We start from the raw sequence: 17,671 nt of genomic DNA, 5'->3' as shown, positions 1-17,671 counted from the left end.
CAACCCCCCCCCACCGCTCCCCGCTCCCGTCCCCGTTACGACGAAAGGACCCGCACGTCATGCGTCGTACCACTCGTGTCAACAGCTCCCTGACCGCTCTCGCCGTGGCCACCGCAGGCCTCGGCCTCGCGGTACTCCCCACCCCCGCCCAGGCCGCGACCGTGGTCGTCTCCACCTCCGCCCAGCTGAGCAGCGCCATCTCCGGCGCCGCCGCCGGCACCACCATCCAGGTGCGCGCGGGCACGTACTACCCGACGGCCACGCTCCAGTCGACGGCCAACGGCACGTCCGCCAGCCGCATCTACCTCCAGCCGTACGGCTCGGAGACGGTCAAGATCGACGGGTCGAACCTGCCCGACGGCGACTGGATCTTCAAGCTGACCGCCGACTACTGGACCGTCTCCAACATCACGTTCCAGAACTCGCCGGACAGCGCCGTCGTCTGCCAGTCCTGCGCCTCGACGGTCTGGAACAACATCAAGACCATCAACGGCGGCGACTCCGGCTTCACCCTCACCGGCGACAACACCACCAACAACACCGTCAAGAACATCGACTCGTACGGCCACTACGATCCGGCCAACCACGGCGAGAACGCCGACGGCATCGCCGTGAAGTTCGGCTCCGGCGCCGGCAACCTCATCACCGGGGCCCGCCTCTACAACAACTCGGACGACGGGATGGACTTCTGGTCCTTCTCGTCCCCCGTCACCGTCGAGCACACCTGGTCGATGGGCAACGGCAGGAACCGCTGGTCCGACTCGGCGTTCGCGGGCGACGGCAACGGCTACAAGCTGGGCGGCGACGGCGAGACCGTGGCCCATGTCATCAACAACTCGGCAGCCTGGGACAACGCGGGCAACGGCTTCACCGAGAACAGCAACAAGGGCGCCATCGTCATCAACCGCACCACCGCCTACGCCAACGCCAAGTGGGGCTACTACTTCGCCACCGGAGCGGCCAGGCTCGGCAAGAACCTGGCCGTCGGCAACAGTTCCGGGACGGTGAGCAAGGGCTCGTCGGTCACCTCGTCCGGCAACAACTGGGACTCGGGGATCTCGACCCCGTCCTTCGTGTCCACGAACGCGTCGACCACCTTCAACTCCCGTGCGGCGGACGGGACACTGCCCGCCACGACGTTCCTGACGACGGGCAGCAGCACGATCGGGGCGACGATGAACTGACCGCCCGCCAGGGCGAGCTGCGAGACGGACCGAGGGGTGCGGCGCCGCTGCCGCGCCCCTCGCTCCTCAATGGCTGGTTTCCTACCCCTATGGACTTGATATAGATCAGGCAAAAGGTCTGGCAACCGCGAGGGTGACGCGCGTAGAAACCTGACATGCATAAGTCACTCCGTTTCGCGACACTCACCGTCGCCTGCGCCGTCGCGGGCGCCGCGCTGTACGGCACCGGCGCGGCCACCGCCGGTCAGTCCACGGCGAACTCCACGCACGAGCCCCACAACATCGGGCTCCTGGTCGGGGAGATCGACGCCTACTACGGCACCACGGCCGACAGCGCCGGCGTGTACCAGGCCTCCGCCACCAGCCCGTACGCCAAGGACCTTGCCCGGATCGAGTCCGCGGCGAAGAAGTACATCGACAAGGCGGCGCACAAGAAGCCCCACAAGGGCAAGAAGCCCGCTGTCGTCTTCGACATCGACGACACCCTGCTGCTCTCCCTCGACTACGAGAAGAAGACCAACTACACGTACAACTCGGCGACTTGGGCCGAGTACGTGGCCAAGGCAGACCGTCCGGCCGTCTTCGGCACGCCCGAGCTGGTCGCCTACGCCAAGGCCAAGGGCGTCGAGGTGTTCTACAACTCCGGTCTGAAGGAGTCGCAGCGCGCCGCGGCCGTCACGAACCTGAAGAAGGTCGGCGCCGACATCAACCTCGACGCCGACCACATGTTCCTCAAGGACGCGGCCAACCCGCCCGCCTACCTGAGCGCCTGCGCCACGCCCGGTACCTGGACCTGCACGACCGTCCAGTACAAGTCCGGTACCCGCAAGCACATCGAGGACCTCGGCTACGACGTCATCGCCAACTTCGGTGACCAGTACTCGGACCTCGACGGCGGCTACGCCGACAGGACGTACAAGATCCCGAACCCGACGTACTTCGTCAGCTAGTCCACCTGGTTCAGCTGGTTCAGCTGTTTCTCCAGCTCGTGAGGTTCTTGACCGGCCGGATCCCCGTGAGGGTCGGTACCACCGGTCGGATCGAACCGTCGGCCGTGAACTCCAGGCGGTCGACGGTGGTTTCACGGTGCATGCCGTCGCCGCCCGGCTTCCCCGGCCCGTTCAGGGCGAACCGGTGATAGACGATGTACCAGTCGTCGGTGCCGGGGACGTTCACCACGGAGTGGTGGCCGGTGGCGAGGATGCCGTACTCGGGACGCTTGGACAGGATCGTCCCCTTCTTGGTCCACGGGCCGAGCGGGGACGGTCCCGTCGCATAGGCGACGTGGTAGTTCTCGCTGCGGGTGTCGTCCTCGGACCACATGAAGTAGTACGTGCCGTTCCGCTTGATCACGAAGGATCCCTCGCGGAAGTTGTCCGGGGTGATGTCCCGCACCTGTGAGGCGTCGTACGACACCATGTCGTCGTTCAGCGGGACCACGTACCCGTGCCCGTTGCCCCAGTAGAGATACGACGTCCCGTCGTCGTCCGTGAAGACCGCCGGGTCGATCATCTGGCCCTGCAGCGAACCGCCCTTCGCCACCAGGGGCTTGCCGAGCGCGTCCTTGAAGGGGCCGGCCGGGGAGTCCGCCACCGCCACACCGATCTGCTGCTCGGCGCAGAAGTAGAAGTAGTACTTGCCGTCCCGTTCGGCTATGGCAGGCGCCCACGCGTACTTGTCGGCCCATGACACGTCCGCGCCGAGGTCCAGGATGACGCCGTGGTCCTTCCAGTGGACCAGGTCCTTCGACGAGTACGCCTTGAACCGTGTCCCGCTCCAGCCGTTGAAGCCGTCGGTCGTCGGGTAGATCCAGTACTCGCCGTTCAGATAGTGCACGTCCGGGTCGGCGTTGAGGCCGGGCAGGACTGGGCTTCCGGTCGGGACCGCCTCGACTGTCCAGGCGCGGGTCGTCCCGTCCGCCTCCCTCACCGTGTAGGTCTGCGGCTTGCGGAAGTCGCGCCGGGTGCCGGACCTCGGGGTCACCGTTGCGCCCGTGCCCACCGCCAACTCCGGTGCGAGGCGCGTGAGATCGGTGCCCGGAAGCATCGGCAGCACGACCTTCGACGAGGCCTCGGTGACGATCGACCAGCCCTTCTGGCCCTTCGCCGTCACGTCCACGACCGAGGTGGGCGTCGACGGATACGCGGCCAGCAGCCGGTCGTACTCCTTCTGGGTCACCGGAAGTACCGTGCCGTGCCGGGGACTTGCCGGCAGCTGGTAGTTCGTGGACGCCGTCCACCTGCCCGAGTCGAGGTCGGTGGTCTCGAAGGGGACGTAGCCGCGACCGCCGTACTCGTCGATGAACAGGTACCACTTCTCCTCGGTGTTCGACTTGAACACCGTCGGACCCTCACCGCGGTCCATCGCACCGCTGCCGATGCAGTCCGCGACCAGGTCGTACTTCGTCGAGGTCAGACTCGTCGACTTCTCGCCGGTGATGAACTTGGCGCAGGGCGAGCTGGAGGTGGGGTCCCGCTCGTCCTTCGTGTAGCGGTAGTAGGTCCCCTTGTGCTCCACGACAGTCGAGTCGATCACCGAGTAACCCGGGTCGTCCCAGACCTTCGCCTCGCTGAAGGTACGGAAGTCCTTCGTCGTGGCGTACATCATCTTGTTGTACGTCGAGCCGGTGTGCCCGGGGTCGTCGTCGGCGTACAGCTTCGACGCCCAGAAGACGACGTACGAGCCGAGCTTCCTGTCGTAGTAGGCCTCCGGCGCCCAGGTGTTGCCGGCCGCCTCGGGGGACACCCTGGCCAGTCGCTGGTCGGTCCAGTGGACCAGGTCGGTCGACTCCCAGACCATGATCGACCTGCTGCCGTGCCGCTGGACGTCGTCCCAACTGCCGCTGCTGTTCCGGTACATGCGCAGGTCGGTCGCGATCATGTAGAACTTGTCGCCCTTGGGGGAGCGGATGACGAACGGGTCGCGCAGCCCCTTCTCCCCGGTGGTGGAGGTCAGGACGGGCTTGCCGGCGTTCAACTCCCGCCAGTGCAGCGGGTCGTCGCCACGGCTGAGGGCGTACCGGATCTGTTCACCGTCGGCCGTGCCCTCGCCCGTGAAGTAGGCGAACAGGTAACCGGCGTACTTCTGCGTCGACTTGGGCCCGGGTGTCTGCTCGGGCTTCTGCTGCGTCACGGGTGGGGCTCCTGAGGCGGCGGGACTGGGCGGGGCGGCGAGCAGGGCGAGAAGCAGGGCCGCCAGGGGGATGAGGGGGAGCAGGAAGGCGCGGGCGAGGTGGGGGCGCATGACACATCCTGTGGGAGTCTGATGGTTTCTGTTGAGTGATCGTCCTCGGAGTCTCGCCAGCGGGGGACAGCGCGTCAATCGGTGCGGACGAGGCCGGTGGGACCGAAAGTTTCGACGCGACCGTGCTGCGGATCATGGCAACCCTTTTCGGCCGGGCGGCAACAAGGCAGCAGAGCCGGGCTGCGACCTCACCTCATCGGGGCCGCAGCCCGGCTCGCGTCCCCGTCCGGCGAGGAAAGGAACGTCCCGTGCGCATCGGCAGCGGTCGGCACCGCAGAAACGGCACCCTGTCCATCGCCGCCGCGGTGGCGCTGTCCTCGGGTGCGGGTGGCGTCTACCTGGGCCTCTCGCCCGACGGCGCCGGTGCTACTGGCGCCACGGTCACGGTGTCCAGCACCGCCGGGCTGGAGTCCGCGGTGAGGAACGCGGTGGCCGGCAGCGTCATCCAGGTGCGCGCCGGTACGTACTACCCGACGGCCACCCTCAAGTCGACGGCGAACGGCACGAGTTCGGCGCGGATCACGCTGGAGGCGTACGGCGGCGAGAAGGTGCGGATCGACGGTTCGAAGCTGCCCGCCGGTTCCTGGCTGGCCGGGATCTACGGCGACTACTGGACGGTCCGGAACCTCACCTTCCAGAACTCCCCGGCCCAGGGTTTCGTCGTCACCTCGTCCGTCGGCGGGATCTTCACGAACCTCGTCACCGCGCGCAACGGCGACTCCGGCTTCACCCTGCGCGGCGACGGCACCACCGGCAACCTCGTCCAGAACCTGGACAGTTACCTCAACTACGACCCGGCGGGCCACGGCCGGAACGCCGACGGCCTCGCCATAAAGTTCGGCTCCGGCACCGGCAACCGGATCACCGGAGCGCGCCTCTACGACAACGCGGACGACGGGATCGACCTCTGGCAGTTCTCCACCCCCGTCACCGTCGAGCACAGCTGGGCCTTCGGTAACGGCAGGAACCGCTGGAAGGACCCCGCTTTCGAGGGCAACGGCAACGGCTTCAAGCTGGGCGGCGGAGGCGCCTCGGCCGCGCATGCCGTCAACGACAACGCGGCCTGGGACAACAACCTGCACGGGTTCACGGAGAACTCCAACACCGCGGCGATCGTGCTGCGTCGCAACACCGCCTACGCCAACGCCCGGTCGGGGTTCTACTTCGCCACCGGCAGGGCCCGGCTCACCAGGAACCTCGCGGTGAACAACCAGGGCGGACCGGCCGAGTTGGGCCCGTCGACCGTCCCGGCCGCCGACAACTGGGACAGCGGCGTCCCGACTCCGGCGTTGAGGTCGAAGGACGCGACGACCGCGTACGGCCCCCGTCAGCCCGACGGTTCACTGCCGGCGACCACGTTCCTGACGGTGGCCACGACGGCCGTCGGGGCCACCATGAACTGACGTACAACATGCGTAAGAAGCCCCCACGCGTAAGAAGCCCAATCCGTAAGAAGACCCACGTGTCAGAAATGAGCCCCCTGCCGGTCGTCACCGGCAGGGGGCTCTCTGACTGGCCGAGGGGGGCTCAGGCCAGCAGATCCAGGCAGTCGAACGAGGTGCCCGGGCTGAGGAACGCCGTGCCGCTCGAACCACTGACGATGTTGATCTTCAGTACGTTGTACTGCCCCGGGTCCGTCTTCCACGCACTGGAAGGGACGCTGTACGTCAACGTACGGTTGTTCCCCCGGTACGAACCCGTGGTGAGAGAACGCGTCGAGGGCTGCGTGGACGCCAGGGGGACGGCCGACACCCAGTCGTTGACCGTGACGCGCGGGCGCCCGCCCGCGAAGGCGTCCGTGATGCCGATACGCAGGGTGTGCGCGGCGGCGGCCTGGGCCGCGGTCAGCTTGAAGTACACGAGGACGCCGTCGTTGACGCCGCTCCACATGTAGGCCGGGAAGTCCCCCGACGCCGCCTGGGAGCCGCCGATGGTGACGTTCCCCGTCCACTTCGCGGCGCGGGCGTCCGCCGGGTGCGCGTACGTCATCAGCTTGGCGTTCTTGAACTCGCCGGGTGTGCCGTCCCAGTCCCCGAGCCGCCAGATCGTCTTCGCGGCGGACGGGTCCCCGGTCACGGTGATGCTGTTCAGCGCGGTCGCGCCACCCGCCCTCACCGTCACCGAAGCGGTGCGCACGGCCAGTTCACCCTTGTACACGGTCAGCGTGTACGTCCCCGGCAGCATCCCCTTGCAGGAGAAGGCGCCGGTACCGGCAGCGGCCTTCGCCCAGTACTGGGCGCCCGGGTTCGCGAAGCCCACGGTGTACGGGTACTTCGCGTCCATCCCCTTGATGCCGACGCCGGCCACCTTGCCGCGCCCGGCCGCGCCCACCCAGCCGGTGATGCCGAGCCCGTCCACCCAGGAGGTGTCGAGGCGGGCGGCGGCGAGGGAGGGCGAGGGAGCGCCGCCGTCCGTGAAGGAGAGGACGTAGGGACCCTGCAGGCCGAAACGTTCCGGCTCGGTCTGGGCCTCGTTGTAGTGCAGGATCTCGTACAGTCCCGCGCCCTTGTCGTTCGAGTGGCGCAGCAGCGAGCGGTAGAAGGGCCCGCCGGACGCCTTCTCGTGGTTGGAGCGCACGAGCCACAGGCCGACGGAACCGCCTGTGAAACCGATGTGGTCGTAGTCGATGACCCGCTTGCCGGAGTAGTGCTTGGAGTGTGTGGTGCCGTCCGCCCGCTTCCAGACGTCCCCGGCCTCGATGATCTTGTCGGAGGCCTCGATCCAGGAGTCCGATCCCTCGTTCGGGAACATGCCCGGCCTGAGGCGGACGAGGAAGCGGGTCGCCGTGAAGGAGGCGTCCGCCTTGTTGGTCCACAGGTAGACGTTGTTCTGGCCGCTGCGGGCCGCGTACCACTGGGTGATCGCCCCGTGCGCGACCTTCACCAGGATCGTCGAGCCGGACTGCCTGATGCTCACCGTGGACGCGCCGAGCCCCGACTCGACGTGCGAGTGCCTGCCGCCGTACCCCTCGTACTCCTTGCCCCGGTAGACCAGGGACGTGAGGTCGCCGGTCGACTTGGAGATCTTGAAGACGAGTGAGGCGCCCGTGTTGATCACGAAGTTCTTGCCGTCGTCGGTGTGGCCGAAAGTAGCCGCCGACGCGGACGACAGCAGGCCGCTGCCGGTCGCCACCGCGGCGCCCGTCCCGGCCACGCCCACGGCCGAAGCGGCCAGCAGCCTGCGGCGACTGAGGTTTCTCCTGTGCGTGCTCAAGACTGCCGGACTCCGTCGTGCTGGAAGATTCGCTTGCTCGTACGTGATGACAGATGGCCAGAACCCGTAGGTGGTTCCGTACGAACCACTGCCGGTTTCGAACGGTTCTCCGCCTTGGTCGCCACCGGGGCGGAAAGGGTTGCCGTGTCCGGCGAAATTCTTCGGGAGCCGCTGCCCGGCTCTACGAATCGCCCTCGTCGGACGAGTCCTGGTCGTCCTGACCCGCGAAGTCGCCCTTCACGGCGAGCTGTTCGCCCGCTGCCTCACCCGTCACCGTGTACGTGTCGTCCTTCGCGTCCCGGCCGCCGCGCGTGTGGTCGTACTGGCCCGCGAAGACCCACTCACCCGGCCAGACCTTGTGGCCGTCCTTGAGCACCCACGTGTAGACCAGGAAACCGTCGCGCTCGGCGACCGTCAGATCGAAGTCGTCCTCCGCCGCCGACCGCCAGGCACCCGCGGAGGTGACCCCGCCGGTCTGGGCGATCCTCAACTCGACGGTGAGAGCGGTGAGCTGCTCGGAGGTCTTGATGGTGACGTTGCTCTGCGCCCAGAAGTCGTTGCTGTGCGGATCGACCGAGCCGTCCGACCACAGCGGCCCGTCCTCGGTGCCCTTCGCGTCCGGCGCGGCCACGGTGTTCGAGGCCTTCGGCGTCGGGGTGGGCGTCGGTGTCGAACTCGGCTCGTCGTCGTGGGTGTTGCCGCTGGACGGCTCGGGGGCCGGCTGGATCGGTGCCCGGCTGGTCGCGTCCGGGGACGGGGTGGGCAGCGGTGAGACCGAGACGGTCGGGTCGGCCGGCGTCTCGTCGCTCTTCACCACGGAGGCCAGGGCGTATCCGCCCATCGCGAGGATCCCGGAGACGGCGGCGGTCGCCCCCGCGACCCGGGCCCAGGCCAGCAGCGGCGGACGAGTCGCCCGGCGCCGGGGACGCTTCTCCTCGGGTGCGGCCATACCGCGCTCCACCCGGGCGAGGATGCGCGCGCGGTCGGGCTCGTACGCCTCGGCCGCGTCGCGCAGCCCGGCGCGCAGCTCGTCGTGCGGCGTCCTCATCGTTTGGTTCCTCCCGCTCCGCCGGTGGTGCGCACAGGGGTACGCATTCGAAGCGGGGCCTCGTCAGTGCCAAGGAGCCGCTGCAGTTCGGCCATTCCCTTGGACGTCTGGCTCTTCACCGTACCGACAGTAACTCCCAGGGCGAGCGCGGTGTCCTTCTCCGAGAGGTCGAAGGCGTGCCGGAGCACCACACATGCCCGCTTGCGGAACGGCAGTCTGCGCAGGGCCGCCTGGACATCGATGGCGCCGGGTATGTCGGGATTCTCCGTCTTCTCTTCCCGCTGCGACCAGAACAGGGTGATGCGCCGACGCTCCCGGACCGCGCTGCGGATACGGGTCTTGGCCAGATTGGCGACCACACCGCGCGCGTACGCCACCGGATGATCGGCGGCCCGCACCCGGTCCCAGCGGTGCCACAACGCGAGCAGCGCGTCCGCGGCCAGGTCGTCGGCGGCGTCGGCCTCGCCCGTCAGCAGGTGGGCCAGGCGCGCGAGTTCGGCGTAGTGCCGCTCGAAGAAGGCATGGAACTCCACAGAGGCTGCGTCGTCGACGACAGTGCCCACGGGCGACCTCTCCCCCCTTGGTTTCGCTGAGTACTCCCAGGCCGGCGGCGGCTGCCGGGTGTACCCGGGCGGCCCCGCGTATACGGCCGCTGTGGTGCGCCGGTGAAGAGACGGTGATCGTTTGGCGCGAGAGCCGAGAGAGTATCAGGCGTGCGTAAGGCCCTTCGAGTGCCGTACAACAGGTCGATCCTGATTCCGTAACACGGAGAAAACCTGGGAACGGTTCAACACGTGAACAATCCAGCCAGCATCCGCACACAGATCGATAAGGCAACGAGGAGCAACCGCCATGTCCGAACCACAGAAGGTGGCTGACCGGCCGAAGGGCGCGCCCCCCGCGGCGAACAGCGTCGGCGGCTTCTTCAAGATCTCCGAGCGGGGATCCACCTTCGCTCGCGAAGTACGGGGCGGCTTCGCCACGTTCTTCACGATGGCCTACATCCTTGTCCTGAATCCCATCATCCTGGGAAGCGCCAAGGACAAGTTCGGCCATCAGCTCGACAGCGTCCAGCTCGTCACCGCCACCGCCCTGGTGGCCGCGGTGATGACGATCATCATGGGCGTCGGCGGCAACCTCCCGCTCGCCCTCGCCGCGGGCCTCGGCCTCAACGCGGTGGTCGCCTTCCAGATCGCCCCGCTGATGAGCTGGGACGACGCGATGGGCCTGGTCGTCCTGGAGGGCCTGCTGATCTGCGTCCTTGTGGTGACCGGCCTCAGAGAAGCGATCATGCACGCCATTCCGGCGCCCCTCAAGGCGGCGATCGGGGTGGGCATCGGCCTGTTCATCGCGTTCATCGGCTTCGTCGACGCCGGCTTCGTCAGCCGTATCCCGGACGCCGCGAACACCACGGTCCCGGTGCAGCTCGGCGGGACGGGCACGCTCAGCGGCTGGCCGATCGTCGTCTTCTGTCTCGGCGTCCTGCTGACCATCGGCCTGCTCGCGCGCAAGGTGCGGGGCGCGATCCTGATCAGCATCGTCACGATGACGTTGCTCGCGCTCGTCATCAACTCGGTGGCCGACGTCAAGAGCTGGGGCCTGACCACGCCGGCCTGGCCCGACAAGATCGCGGACACCCCTGACTTCGGGCTGATCGGCCACTTCAGCCTGTTCGGCGCGTTCGGCGAGACCACGGTGATCACCGTCGTCCTGCTGATCTTCACGCTGATCCTGTCGGACTTCTTCGACACGATGGGCACGGTCGTCGGCATCACCGCCGAGGCCGGCCTCCTGGACGAGGAGGGCAAGGTCCCGAACCTGGGCCGTGTGCTGCTCATCGACGGTGCGGCGGCGGTCGCGGGCGGCGCGAGCTCCTCGTCCTCGGCGACCTCGTTCATCGAGTCGGCGGCGGGCGTCGGCGAAGGCGCGCGCACCGGCTTCGCCAACCTGGTCACCGGTGGCTTGTTCGCCTGCGCGCTCTTCCTGACGCCGATCCTGACCATCGTCCCGATGCAGGCCGCCGCCCCGGCCCTGGTCGCGGTGGGCTTCCTGATGATGACCCAGGTCAAGCACATCGACTGGGACAAGTACGAGATCGCCATCCCCGCGTTCCTGACGATCGCGGTGATGCCGTTCACGTACTCCATCACCAACGGCATAGGCGCCGGCTTCCTGGCCTACGTCCTCATCAAGGCGGTCGTCGGCAAGGCGAAGGAGGTCCACTGGCTCCTGTGGGGCACGAGCGCCCTGTTCCTGATCTACTTCGCGATCGACCCGATCGAACAGCTCTTCGGCACGAAGTAGGTTCCGGAGGTGGGACCCCGCGCTGCGTTCAGGGGCGCGGGGCTGTCACAATTTGCGGCTCCGCCGCGTGGGCGCGACCAGCCACGACGGCGCAGCACCCAAAATCCCTCACCCAGCCAGCGCAGCAACCATCATCGCCTTGGCCACAGGCGCCGCCAGCCCGTTCCCGCTCACCTCGGACCGGGCCGCCCCCGACTGCTCGACCAGCACCGTCACGGCGACCTCCTTCCCGTTGGACTGGGACTTCGCATACGACGTGAACCAGGCATACGGCGTCTGGCTGTTGTTCTCCCCGTGCTGAGCCGTCCCCGTCTTGCCGCCCACCGTCGCACCGGATATCCGGGCGTTCGTCCCGGTCCCGTCGGAGACGACCGTCTGCATGGCGGACTGAAGCTGCTCAGCAGTCCGGGAGCTGACGATCTCCTTCGTCGACGCCTCGCTGTCGTAGTCCTCCAGCACATCCCCGTCCGAGTTCGTGACCTGCGACACCATGTGCGGCGAGACCAGCTTGCCGCCGTCGGCTATCGCCGCGGACACCATGGCCATCTGCAGCGGCGTCGCCGTGACATCGAACTGCCCGATGCCCGTCAGCGCGGTCTGCGACTTCTCCATGTCCGAGGGGTACACGCTCGGGTACGCCCGCACCGGCACGTCCTGCTTCTCGTCGTTGAAGCCGAACTTCTCCGCCATCTCCCTGACCTTGTCCTGCCCGAGGTCGACGGCCATCTTCCCGAAGACGTTGTTGCAGGAGTACTGCAGCGCGACCCGGATCGTGGCGTTCGCGCAGGGCGCGTCCGGGTTCTCGTTCGTCAGCTCACGGGTCGTACCCGGCAGCGGATACGGGTCCGGGCTGGCCGTACGGTCGTCCACCGACCCGTACAGCCCGTCCTCCAGAGCCGCCGCCGCGACCACCAGCTTGAACGTCGAGCCCGGCGGCAGCGGCTGCCGTATCGCCCGGTTGACCAGCGGTTTGTCGGGGTCCTCGTTGAGCTTGGTCCAGGTGTCGCCGTCGTTCGCACCGGTGATCGTCGAGGGGTCGTACGACGGAGTGGAGACCATGGCGAGGATCTTGCCGGTCTTCGGGTCGATGGCGACCGCCGCGCCCTTCTTGTCACCGAGCGCCGCGGACGCCGCCTTCTGGACGTCGGGGTCGATCGTCGTGATCACGTTCCCCGGGGCGGCATGCTCCTTGGTGACCGTGTCCATGACGGTCGTGAGTCTGCTGTCCGAACCGTCGAGGACGTCCTTGTAGATGCCCTCCAGCTGCGTCGGCGTGAACAGCGGCGTGCTGTACCCGGTCACGGCCGCGTAGAGGCTGCCGTCCGTGTACGTCCGCTGGTACCTGAGATCCCCGCTGTTCGTCTCCTTCGAGCCGGTGACCGACTCGCCGGCCACGATGATGTTCCCGAGCGGGTTCGCGTACAACGCGATCGCGTTCCGCCGGTTCCTGCTGTCGTCCGCGAGCGCCTTCGCGTCGTAGAACTGCACCCATGTCGCCCTGACCAGCAGAGAGAGCACGAGCAGCAGTGTGAAGACGGAGGCGCGCCTGATCGTTTTGTTCATCCGCCTGAAGACGAGCGGCGCCGGACGGAACGTTCCCCTCCGCCTGGTTTCTCATGGCACATTCAGGAAACGCGGGAGGCTGTAAGGGACACATGTGCCGTCGTACGAGGGTCAGGCGTCCAGCGTCAGCACGACCTCGTCGATCTCCGCGTCCCGCGCCTGGGCGAACCCCCGGTCGTGCCCGGACACGCGGAAACCGCACTTCTCCAGGACCCGCAGCGAGCCCGCGTTGTCGGCGGCGGCACGCGCGTGCAGCGGGCGGTCCGGCACCTCGGCGACGAGAGCCCGCAGGGCGGCCGTAGCGATACCTCGGCCCCAGTAGGAGCGGTCGATCCAGTACGTCACCTCGCGGGAGCCCGGCTCGCCGTACACCGCAGCGCTGCCCACCACGTCACCGTCGACGAGGACCGTGCGGTTCACGACGTCGGGCGTGGCACGGATCCGCTCCCAGTGGGCGTCGAAGGCGGCCCGGTCGGTCGGGTCCTTCGCCGTGAACGCGGCCATCAGCAGCGACTCGGGGTCGTTCGTCTGCCGGAAGAAGACCGGCAGGTCACTGTCGTGGACCTCGCGGAGTACGACGTCCATGGAAGCCGAATACCTCATCGCTCAGAGCCTCCTGGTGGCCAGCGTCAGTCGGTCGCGCGCGTCGAACAGGGCGTCCTTCACCATCTGTTCGTGAGCCGGGGTGAGCCGGGCGACCGGCACGGAGCAGCTGATCGCGTCCCGCGCGGGGGTGCGGTACGGGACGGCCACGCCGAAGCAGCGCAGCCCCAGCGTGTTCTCCTCACGGTCCACCGCGAAGCCCTGCTCGCGCACCAGGCGCAGCTCCTCGATGAGCTTCTCCCGGTCGGTGATCGTGTGCTCGGTCAGCGCCGGCAGTGTCTCCGGGAGCAGCTTGCGGACCTGCTCGTCGGTGTGCGTGGCCAGCAGCGCCTTGCCGAGGGAGGTCGAGTGGGCCGGCAGCCGGCGGCCGACCCGGGTGAAGGGGCGCAGATAGTGCTGCGACTGCCGGGTGGCGAGGTAGACGACGTTCGTGCCGTCGAGCCGGGCCAGGTGGATCGTCTCCGTCGTGTCGTCGGAGAGCCGGTCGAGGGTGGGACGGGCCACCGCGACCACCTCGTCACCGTCGATGTACGAGGTACCGACCAGCAGGGCCCGGACGCCGATGCCGTATCGCGTGCCCGTCGCGTCCGTCTCCACCCAGCCGAGGTCGACAAGTGTGCGCAGAAGCATGTAGAGACTGGACTTGGGATAACCGACGGCCTCCTGGACGGACGCCAGGGAGTGCATGCCGGGACGCCCGGCGAAGTATTCCAGCAGTTCAACGGTCCGCACCGCGGACTTTACCTGCGCCCCGCCGCCTGTCTCAGCTGCCGACATCGACCTTGACCCCTTCGTTCGACGGGAAATAGTCTCCAACAGTTATTCATCATCAGAGACGCCGTTCAGCATATCGAACGCACCTGGTGGATGACGCACAATCTGAGCACCACAAATGGCAACACAATCTGGAGGGACCCCCGGTGGCAGCAGCACCAGTCTGGAGTGTCGACCCCCGTACCGGGAAGCAGCGGGAGCAGGTCGCGGTCGAGGCCACGGCGCAGGAGGTGGACGCCGCCGTCCGCGCGGCGCACGCCGCCCGCCCGGCCCTCGTCGACCGCACCGTCCGCGCGGCCTTCCTGCGCAGCGCCGCCGAGCAGCTCGAAGCTGCCAAGGAGCAGCTCGTCGAGGTCGCCGACGCGGAGACCGCGCTCGGCCCGGTCCGGCTGAACGGCGAACTCGCCCGCACCTGCTACCAGCTGCGGGCCTTCGCGGACATCGTCGACGAGGGCGCCTTCCTCGACATCGTCATCAACCACCCCGACGACACAGCGACCCCGCCGATCCCGGACCTGCGGCGCTACAAGATCCCGCTGGGTGTCGTGGCCGTCTACTCGGCCTCCAACTTCCCCTTCGCCTTCTCCGTCCCCGGCGGCGACACCGCGAGCGCGCTCGCGGCCGGCTGCCCGGTGGTCGTCAAGTCGCACCCGGACCACCCGGGCCTGTCCGAGCTCGTCGCGTCCGTCCTGCGCCGGGCCGCGGCCCAGCACGACATCCCCGAGGGTGTCCTCGGCCTGGTCCACGGCTTCGAGGCGGGCGTCGAGCTGGTCAAGCACCCGCTGGTCGCGGCGGCCGGGTTCACCGGTTCCGTACGAGGCGGCCGTGCCCTCTTCGACGCGGCGGCGGCCCGTCCGGTCCCGATTCCGTTCCACGGCGAGCTGGGCTCCCTGAACCCGGTGGTGATCACGGAGGCGGCGGCGAACGAGCGCGCCGAGGCGATCGGTACGGGGCTCGCGGGCTCCATGACCCTGGGCGTCGGCCAGTTCTGCGTCAAGCCGGGCCTGGTGCTGGCGCCGGCCGGCGCGGCGGGCGACCGTCTGCTGAAGTCCCTGACCGACGCGGTCAGCGACACCAACGCCGGTGTCCTCCTGGACCACCGGATGCGCGACAACTTCGTCGCCGGGGTCGCCGAGCGCGCCGAGCTGCCCGAGGTCGAGACCCCGGTGACACCGGGCGCGGGCGGCGACCACACGGTCAGCGCCGGGTTCCTCACGGTGGCGGCCGACAAGCTGGCGTCGGAGGGGGCGTACGACCTGCTCCTCGAGGAGTGCTTCGGACCGGTCACCGTCGTGGCCCGCTACGCGGACGAGGCCGAGGCGAACTCCGTGCTCTCCCGGCTCCCCGGAAACCTGACGGCGACGGTTCACCTGTCGGCGGAGGAAGCCGCGGGGGAGGGGCGCGGGGCGGAGATCCTGGCCGAGCTGACGCCGCTGGCGGGGCGTGTGCTGGTCAACGCCTGGCCGACCGGGGTCGCTGTGGCCGCGGCCCAGCATCACGGAGGGCCGTACCCGGCCACGACGTCCACGTCGACCTCCGTGGGCGGTACGGCTGTTGAGCGCTGGCTGCGGCCGGTGGCCTACCAGAACACGCCTGTTGCGCTGCTGCCGGTCGAGCTGCGGGACGAGAACGAGCTGGGGCTGCCTCGGCGTTTCAACGGTCTCCTGGAGCGCTGACGCTCCGCTGGTAAGCGCCGTTGGGGTGCGGTGGATTTCGCGGCCGCGGGGCCGTTGTGGTTTGTCGCGCCCCGCGGCGGAGCCGCATAACGACACAGCACCGCGCCCCTGTCGGGGCGCCCGTCCTGCCCTGCGATAATCAGGCAATGGACTTGGAGCTTTCCCCGCTGCCCTTTCCCCTTCGTACTTACGGGCCCGATGGGCACTGGTCCTTCGAGGACGGGGTGCTCACCGGGTGGGCCGGGCCCCGGCAGGACCGGTTCGTGCCGCCGACCGGGGAGGCGCTGGATCCCGCCGCCGACGCGCCGCGTCTTCTGGGCGCACCGCACGGTGAGTTCCAGCTGATCGCCCGGGTCACCGTCGGGTTCGGGGCGGCCTTCGACGCCGGGGTGCTCTACGTCCATGTCGGCGAGCGGGCCTGGGCCAAGCTCTGCCTGGAGTACTCCCCGGATGTGCCCACCGTCTGCACGGTCGTCACCCGGGGACACTCCGACGACGCCAACTCCTTCTCTGTGGAAGGCAGTTCGGTCTGGCTCCGGATCAGCCGCACCGGCCGGGCCTTCGCCTTCCACGCCTCGCGCGACGGTGAGAAGTGGACCTTCGTCCGGCTGTTCACCCTGGGCGACGAGAAGGAGGCGGACGCGGCCCTGGTCGGCTTCATGACCCAGTCACCGATGGGCGAGGGATGCGTCGTGACGTACGACCACATCGAGTTCCGCCCGGAGTGGCCCAAGGACCTGCGGGACGGAAGTTGACGCGGGTGATCCGGACCGCGCTGCCCGCCGAGGCCGCCGCCGTCACGGAACTGCACCTGCGCGCACGGGCCACGTACTACCCGGACGGCCTGCCGGACGGCGACCGTGACTGGGTCGCCGCCTGGCGGACCAGCATCGAGCGCCCCGACGCGCATGTCCTGTGCGTCGTCGAACAGGAACAGATCATCGGCGTCGCCTCCTTCCGCAGGGCCGAAGGCGCCCCAGAGGGCACGGTCAAGCTCTTCCAGTTCCATGTCGACCCCGACCGCTGGCGGGCCCGTATCGGCACCGATCTGCACGCCGCCTGCGTCGAGCGCTGGCAGGCCGGCGGAAAGCGGGCCGCCACCCTCGACGTGCACATCGACAACCAGCGCGCCCAGGCCTTCTACCGCCGTCTGGGCTGGGTCCCGGACCCGGAGCACCCGCCCGCCGAGGACGATCACCATCTCTTTCTGCGGTACGAATTGCGCGGCGCGGAATGATCCCGGCTGCTTGAACGTTCATCCACTTGGCGGAGGGCGTCTCCGTACCGTTCGTTCGAGCTGGAGAGACCGAAGACATGCGCGTCGAGATCTGGACCGACATCGCCTGCCCCTGGTGCTACGTCGGCGCAACCCGCTTCGACAAGGCGCTGGCCGCCTTCCCGCACCGTGACGGCGTCGAGGTGGTGCACCGGTCCTTCGAGCTGGACCCGGGGCGCGCCAAGGACGACATCCAGCCCGTCCTCACGATGCTCACCAAGAAGTACGGCATGAGCGAGGCGCAGGCGCAGGCCGGTGAGGAGAACCTGGGTGCGCAGGCCGCCGCCGAGGGCCTCGCGTACCGCACCCGGGACCGTGACCACGGCAGCACCTTCGACATGCACCGGCTGCTCCACCTCGCCAAGGACAAGGGACTGCAGGAGGAGCTGATCGGCCTCTTCTACCGGGCCAACTTCGCCGAGGAACGGTCCGTCTTCGGTGACGACGAGCGCCTCGTGGAGCTGGCCGTCGCCGCCGGCCTCGACGCCGACGACGCCCGGGGCGTACTCGCCGACCCGGACGCGTACGCCGACGCCGTGCGCGCCGACGAGCGCGAGGCCGCGGAACTGGGTGCCAACGGCGTGCCGTTCTTCGTCCTCGACCGGAAGTACGGCGTCTCCGGCGCCCAGCCCGCCGAGGTCTTCGCGCAGGCGCTCACCCAGGCGTGGGGAGAACGACCCGCTCCCCTCAAGATCGTCCAGGCGGACGGCGACAGTGCCGAGGTGTGTGGACCCGACGGGTGTGCCGTACCCCAGCAGTGACGCTGGGCGGAAAACCGCAGCTCAGG

At 68.6% G+C, this 17,671-nt stretch carries 15 protein-coding genes; 8 read left to right on the top strand and 7 right to left on the bottom strand.

Features of this window, described 5'->3' with window-relative positions; translation table 11 throughout:
• Positions 1–59 precede the first annotated feature (59 nt).
• Both STRTUCAR8_RS08455 and STRTUCAR8_RS08450 read left to right on the top strand, forming a co-directional pair.
• Complete coding sequence (locus STRTUCAR8_RS08455) at positions 60–1,184, top strand: right-handed parallel beta-helix repeat-containing protein (RefSeq protein ID WP_006375084.1); 1,125 nt, start codon at positions 60–62, stop codon at positions 1,182–1,184.
• 155 nt (positions 1,185–1,339) lie between these two features.
• Positions 1,340–2,134, top strand: coding sequence for an HAD family acid phosphatase (locus STRTUCAR8_RS08450; RefSeq protein ID WP_006375068.1), 795 nt, complete (start codon positions 1,340–1,342; stop codon positions 2,132–2,134).
• Between the two features lie 19 nt (positions 2,135–2,153).
• Here the strand turns inward: STRTUCAR8_RS08450 and STRTUCAR8_RS08445 are convergent, their stop codons facing one another.
• Positions 2,154–4,427, bottom strand: a complete 2,274-nt coding sequence (locus tag STRTUCAR8_RS08445; protein ID WP_006375108.1) for a glycoside hydrolase family 43 protein — start codon at positions 4,425–4,427, stop codon at positions 2,154–2,156.
• A gap of 248 nt (positions 4,428–4,675) precedes the next feature.
• On the opposite strand from STRTUCAR8_RS08445, the gene STRTUCAR8_RS08440 reads away from it, so the two are divergent.
• Entirely contained in the window at positions 4,676–5,830 is a 1,155-nt protein-coding gene (locus STRTUCAR8_RS08440) for a right-handed parallel beta-helix repeat-containing protein (protein WP_006375096.1), read from the top strand.
• Between the two features lie 124 nt (positions 5,831–5,954).
• Here STRTUCAR8_RS08440 and STRTUCAR8_RS08435 read toward each other — a convergent pair whose 3' ends face one another.
• The 3 genes from STRTUCAR8_RS08435 to STRTUCAR8_RS08425 form a co-directional block, all read right to left on the bottom strand.
• Entirely contained in the window at positions 5,955–7,640 is a 1,686-nt protein-coding gene (locus STRTUCAR8_RS08435) for a rhamnogalacturonan lyase B N-terminal domain-containing protein (protein ID WP_006375073.1), read from the bottom strand.
• Positions 7,641–7,821: 181 nt separating this feature from the next.
• Complete coding sequence (locus STRTUCAR8_RS08430) at positions 7,822–8,688, bottom strand: hypothetical protein (protein WP_006375105.1); 867 nt, start codon at positions 8,686–8,688, stop codon at positions 7,822–7,824.
• Positions 8,685–9,251: a SigE family RNA polymerase sigma factor gene (locus tag STRTUCAR8_RS08425; RefSeq protein ID WP_006375069.1), complete on the bottom strand. Its 567-nt coding sequence runs from the start codon at positions 9,249–9,251 to the stop codon at positions 8,685–8,687. Before STRTUCAR8_RS08425 ends, STRTUCAR8_RS08430 begins: the two co-directional genes overlap by 4 nt.
• Positions 9,252–9,540: 289 nt before the next feature.
• On the opposite strand from STRTUCAR8_RS08425, the gene STRTUCAR8_RS08420 reads away from it, so the two are divergent.
• Positions 9,541–10,992, top strand: coding sequence for an NCS2 family permease (locus STRTUCAR8_RS08420; RefSeq protein ID WP_006375077.1), 1,452 nt, complete (start codon positions 9,541–9,543; stop codon positions 10,990–10,992).
• A 108-nt stretch (positions 10,993–11,100) separates the two neighbouring features.
• Here STRTUCAR8_RS08420 and STRTUCAR8_RS08415 read toward each other — a convergent pair whose 3' ends face one another.
• The 3 genes from STRTUCAR8_RS08415 to STRTUCAR8_RS08405 all read right to left on the bottom strand — a co-directional run bounded on the left by STRTUCAR8_RS08415 (position 11,101) and on the right by STRTUCAR8_RS08405 (position 13,935).
• Complete coding sequence (locus STRTUCAR8_RS08415; RefSeq protein WP_006375124.1) at positions 11,101–12,555, bottom strand: peptidoglycan D,D-transpeptidase FtsI family protein; 1,455 nt, start codon at positions 12,553–12,555, stop codon at positions 11,101–11,103.
• A gap of 111 nt (positions 12,556–12,666) precedes the next feature.
• Positions 12,667–13,140: a GNAT family N-acetyltransferase gene (locus STRTUCAR8_RS08410; RefSeq protein ID WP_044471857.1), complete on the bottom strand. Its 474-nt coding sequence runs from the start codon at positions 13,138–13,140 to the stop codon at positions 12,667–12,669.
• Between the two features lie 21 nt (positions 13,141–13,161).
• Positions 13,162–13,935 (bottom strand): IclR family transcriptional regulator, encoded by a 774-nt coding sequence (locus STRTUCAR8_RS08405; RefSeq protein WP_044471856.1) that lies wholly within the window; start codon positions 13,933–13,935, stop codon positions 13,162–13,164.
• Between the two features lie 143 nt (positions 13,936–14,078).
• Here STRTUCAR8_RS08405 and STRTUCAR8_RS08400 point away from each other — a divergent pair, with 143 nt between their 5' ends.
• From STRTUCAR8_RS08400 to STRTUCAR8_RS08385, 4 genes are all read left to right on the top strand, one after another.
• Positions 14,079–15,608 carry an aldehyde dehydrogenase (NADP(+)) gene (locus tag STRTUCAR8_RS08400; RefSeq protein WP_006375085.1) on the top strand — a complete coding sequence of 510 codons (1,530 nt, stop codon included), beginning with the start codon at positions 14,079–14,081 and terminating at the stop codon, positions 15,606–15,608.
• Positions 15,609–15,754: 146 nt separating this feature from the next.
• Positions 15,755–16,363 carry a DUF1349 domain-containing protein gene (locus tag STRTUCAR8_RS08395; RefSeq protein ID WP_044471855.1) on the top strand — a complete coding sequence of 203 codons (609 nt, stop codon included), beginning with the start codon at positions 15,755–15,757 and terminating at the stop codon, positions 16,361–16,363.
• 5 nt (positions 16,364–16,368) lie between these two features.
• Complete coding sequence (locus tag STRTUCAR8_RS08390) at positions 16,369–16,845, top strand: GNAT family N-acetyltransferase (RefSeq protein WP_006375078.1); 477 nt, start codon at positions 16,369–16,371, stop codon at positions 16,843–16,845.
• Positions 16,846–16,922: 77 nt separating this feature from the next.
• Entirely contained in the window at positions 16,923–17,645 is a 723-nt protein-coding gene (locus tag STRTUCAR8_RS08385) for a DsbA family oxidoreductase (RefSeq protein WP_044471854.1), read from the top strand.
• Positions 17,646–17,671: the final 26 nt, after the last annotated feature.

Origin of the sequence: Streptomyces turgidiscabies Car8 (assembly GCF_000331005.1) — a bacterium.
In the GTDB taxonomy this organism is placed as follows: Bacteria; Actinomycetota; Actinomycetes; order Streptomycetales; family Streptomycetaceae; genus Streptomyces; species Streptomyces turgidiscabies.
Note: the sequence above shows the minus strand (reverse complement) of the source record. Positions and strands in the feature narration are given on the sequence as shown.

Bases quoted from the DNA above. Each gene is read 5' to 3' on its own strand.
- STRTUCAR8_RS08455 (WP_006375084.1), top strand. From the start codon at position 60: ATGCGTCGTACCACTCGTGTCAACAGCTCCCTGACCGCTCTCGCCGTG.
- STRTUCAR8_RS08450 (WP_006375068.1), top strand. From the start codon at position 1,340: ATGCATAAGTCACTCCGTTTCGCGACACTCACCGTCGCCTGCGCCGTC.
- STRTUCAR8_RS08445 (WP_006375108.1), bottom strand. From the start codon at position 4,427: ATGCGCCCCCACCTCGCCCGCGCCTTCCTGCTCCCCCTCATCCCCCTG.
- STRTUCAR8_RS08430 (WP_006375105.1), bottom strand. From the start codon at position 8,688: ATGAGGACGCCGCACGACGAGCTGCGCGCCGGGCTGCGCGACGCGGCC.
- STRTUCAR8_RS08420 (WP_006375077.1), top strand. From the start codon at position 9,541: ATGTCCGAACCACAGAAGGTGGCTGACCGGCCGAAGGGCGCGCCCCCC.
- STRTUCAR8_RS08415 (WP_006375124.1), bottom strand. From the start codon at position 12,555: ATGAACAAAACGATCAGGCGCGCCTCCGTCTTCACACTGCTGCTCGTG.
- STRTUCAR8_RS08410 (WP_044471857.1), bottom strand. From the start codon at position 13,140: ATGGACGTCGTACTCCGCGAGGTCCACGACAGTGACCTGCCGGTCTTC.
- STRTUCAR8_RS08405 (WP_044471856.1), bottom strand. From the start codon at position 13,935: ATGTCGGCAGCTGAGACAGGCGGCGGGGCGCAGGTAAAGTCCGCGGTG.
- STRTUCAR8_RS08395 (WP_044471855.1), top strand. From the start codon at position 15,755: ATGGACTTGGAGCTTTCCCCGCTGCCCTTTCCCCTTCGTACTTACGGG.
- STRTUCAR8_RS08385 (WP_044471854.1), top strand. From the start codon at position 16,923: ATGCGCGTCGAGATCTGGACCGACATCGCCTGCCCCTGGTGCTACGTC.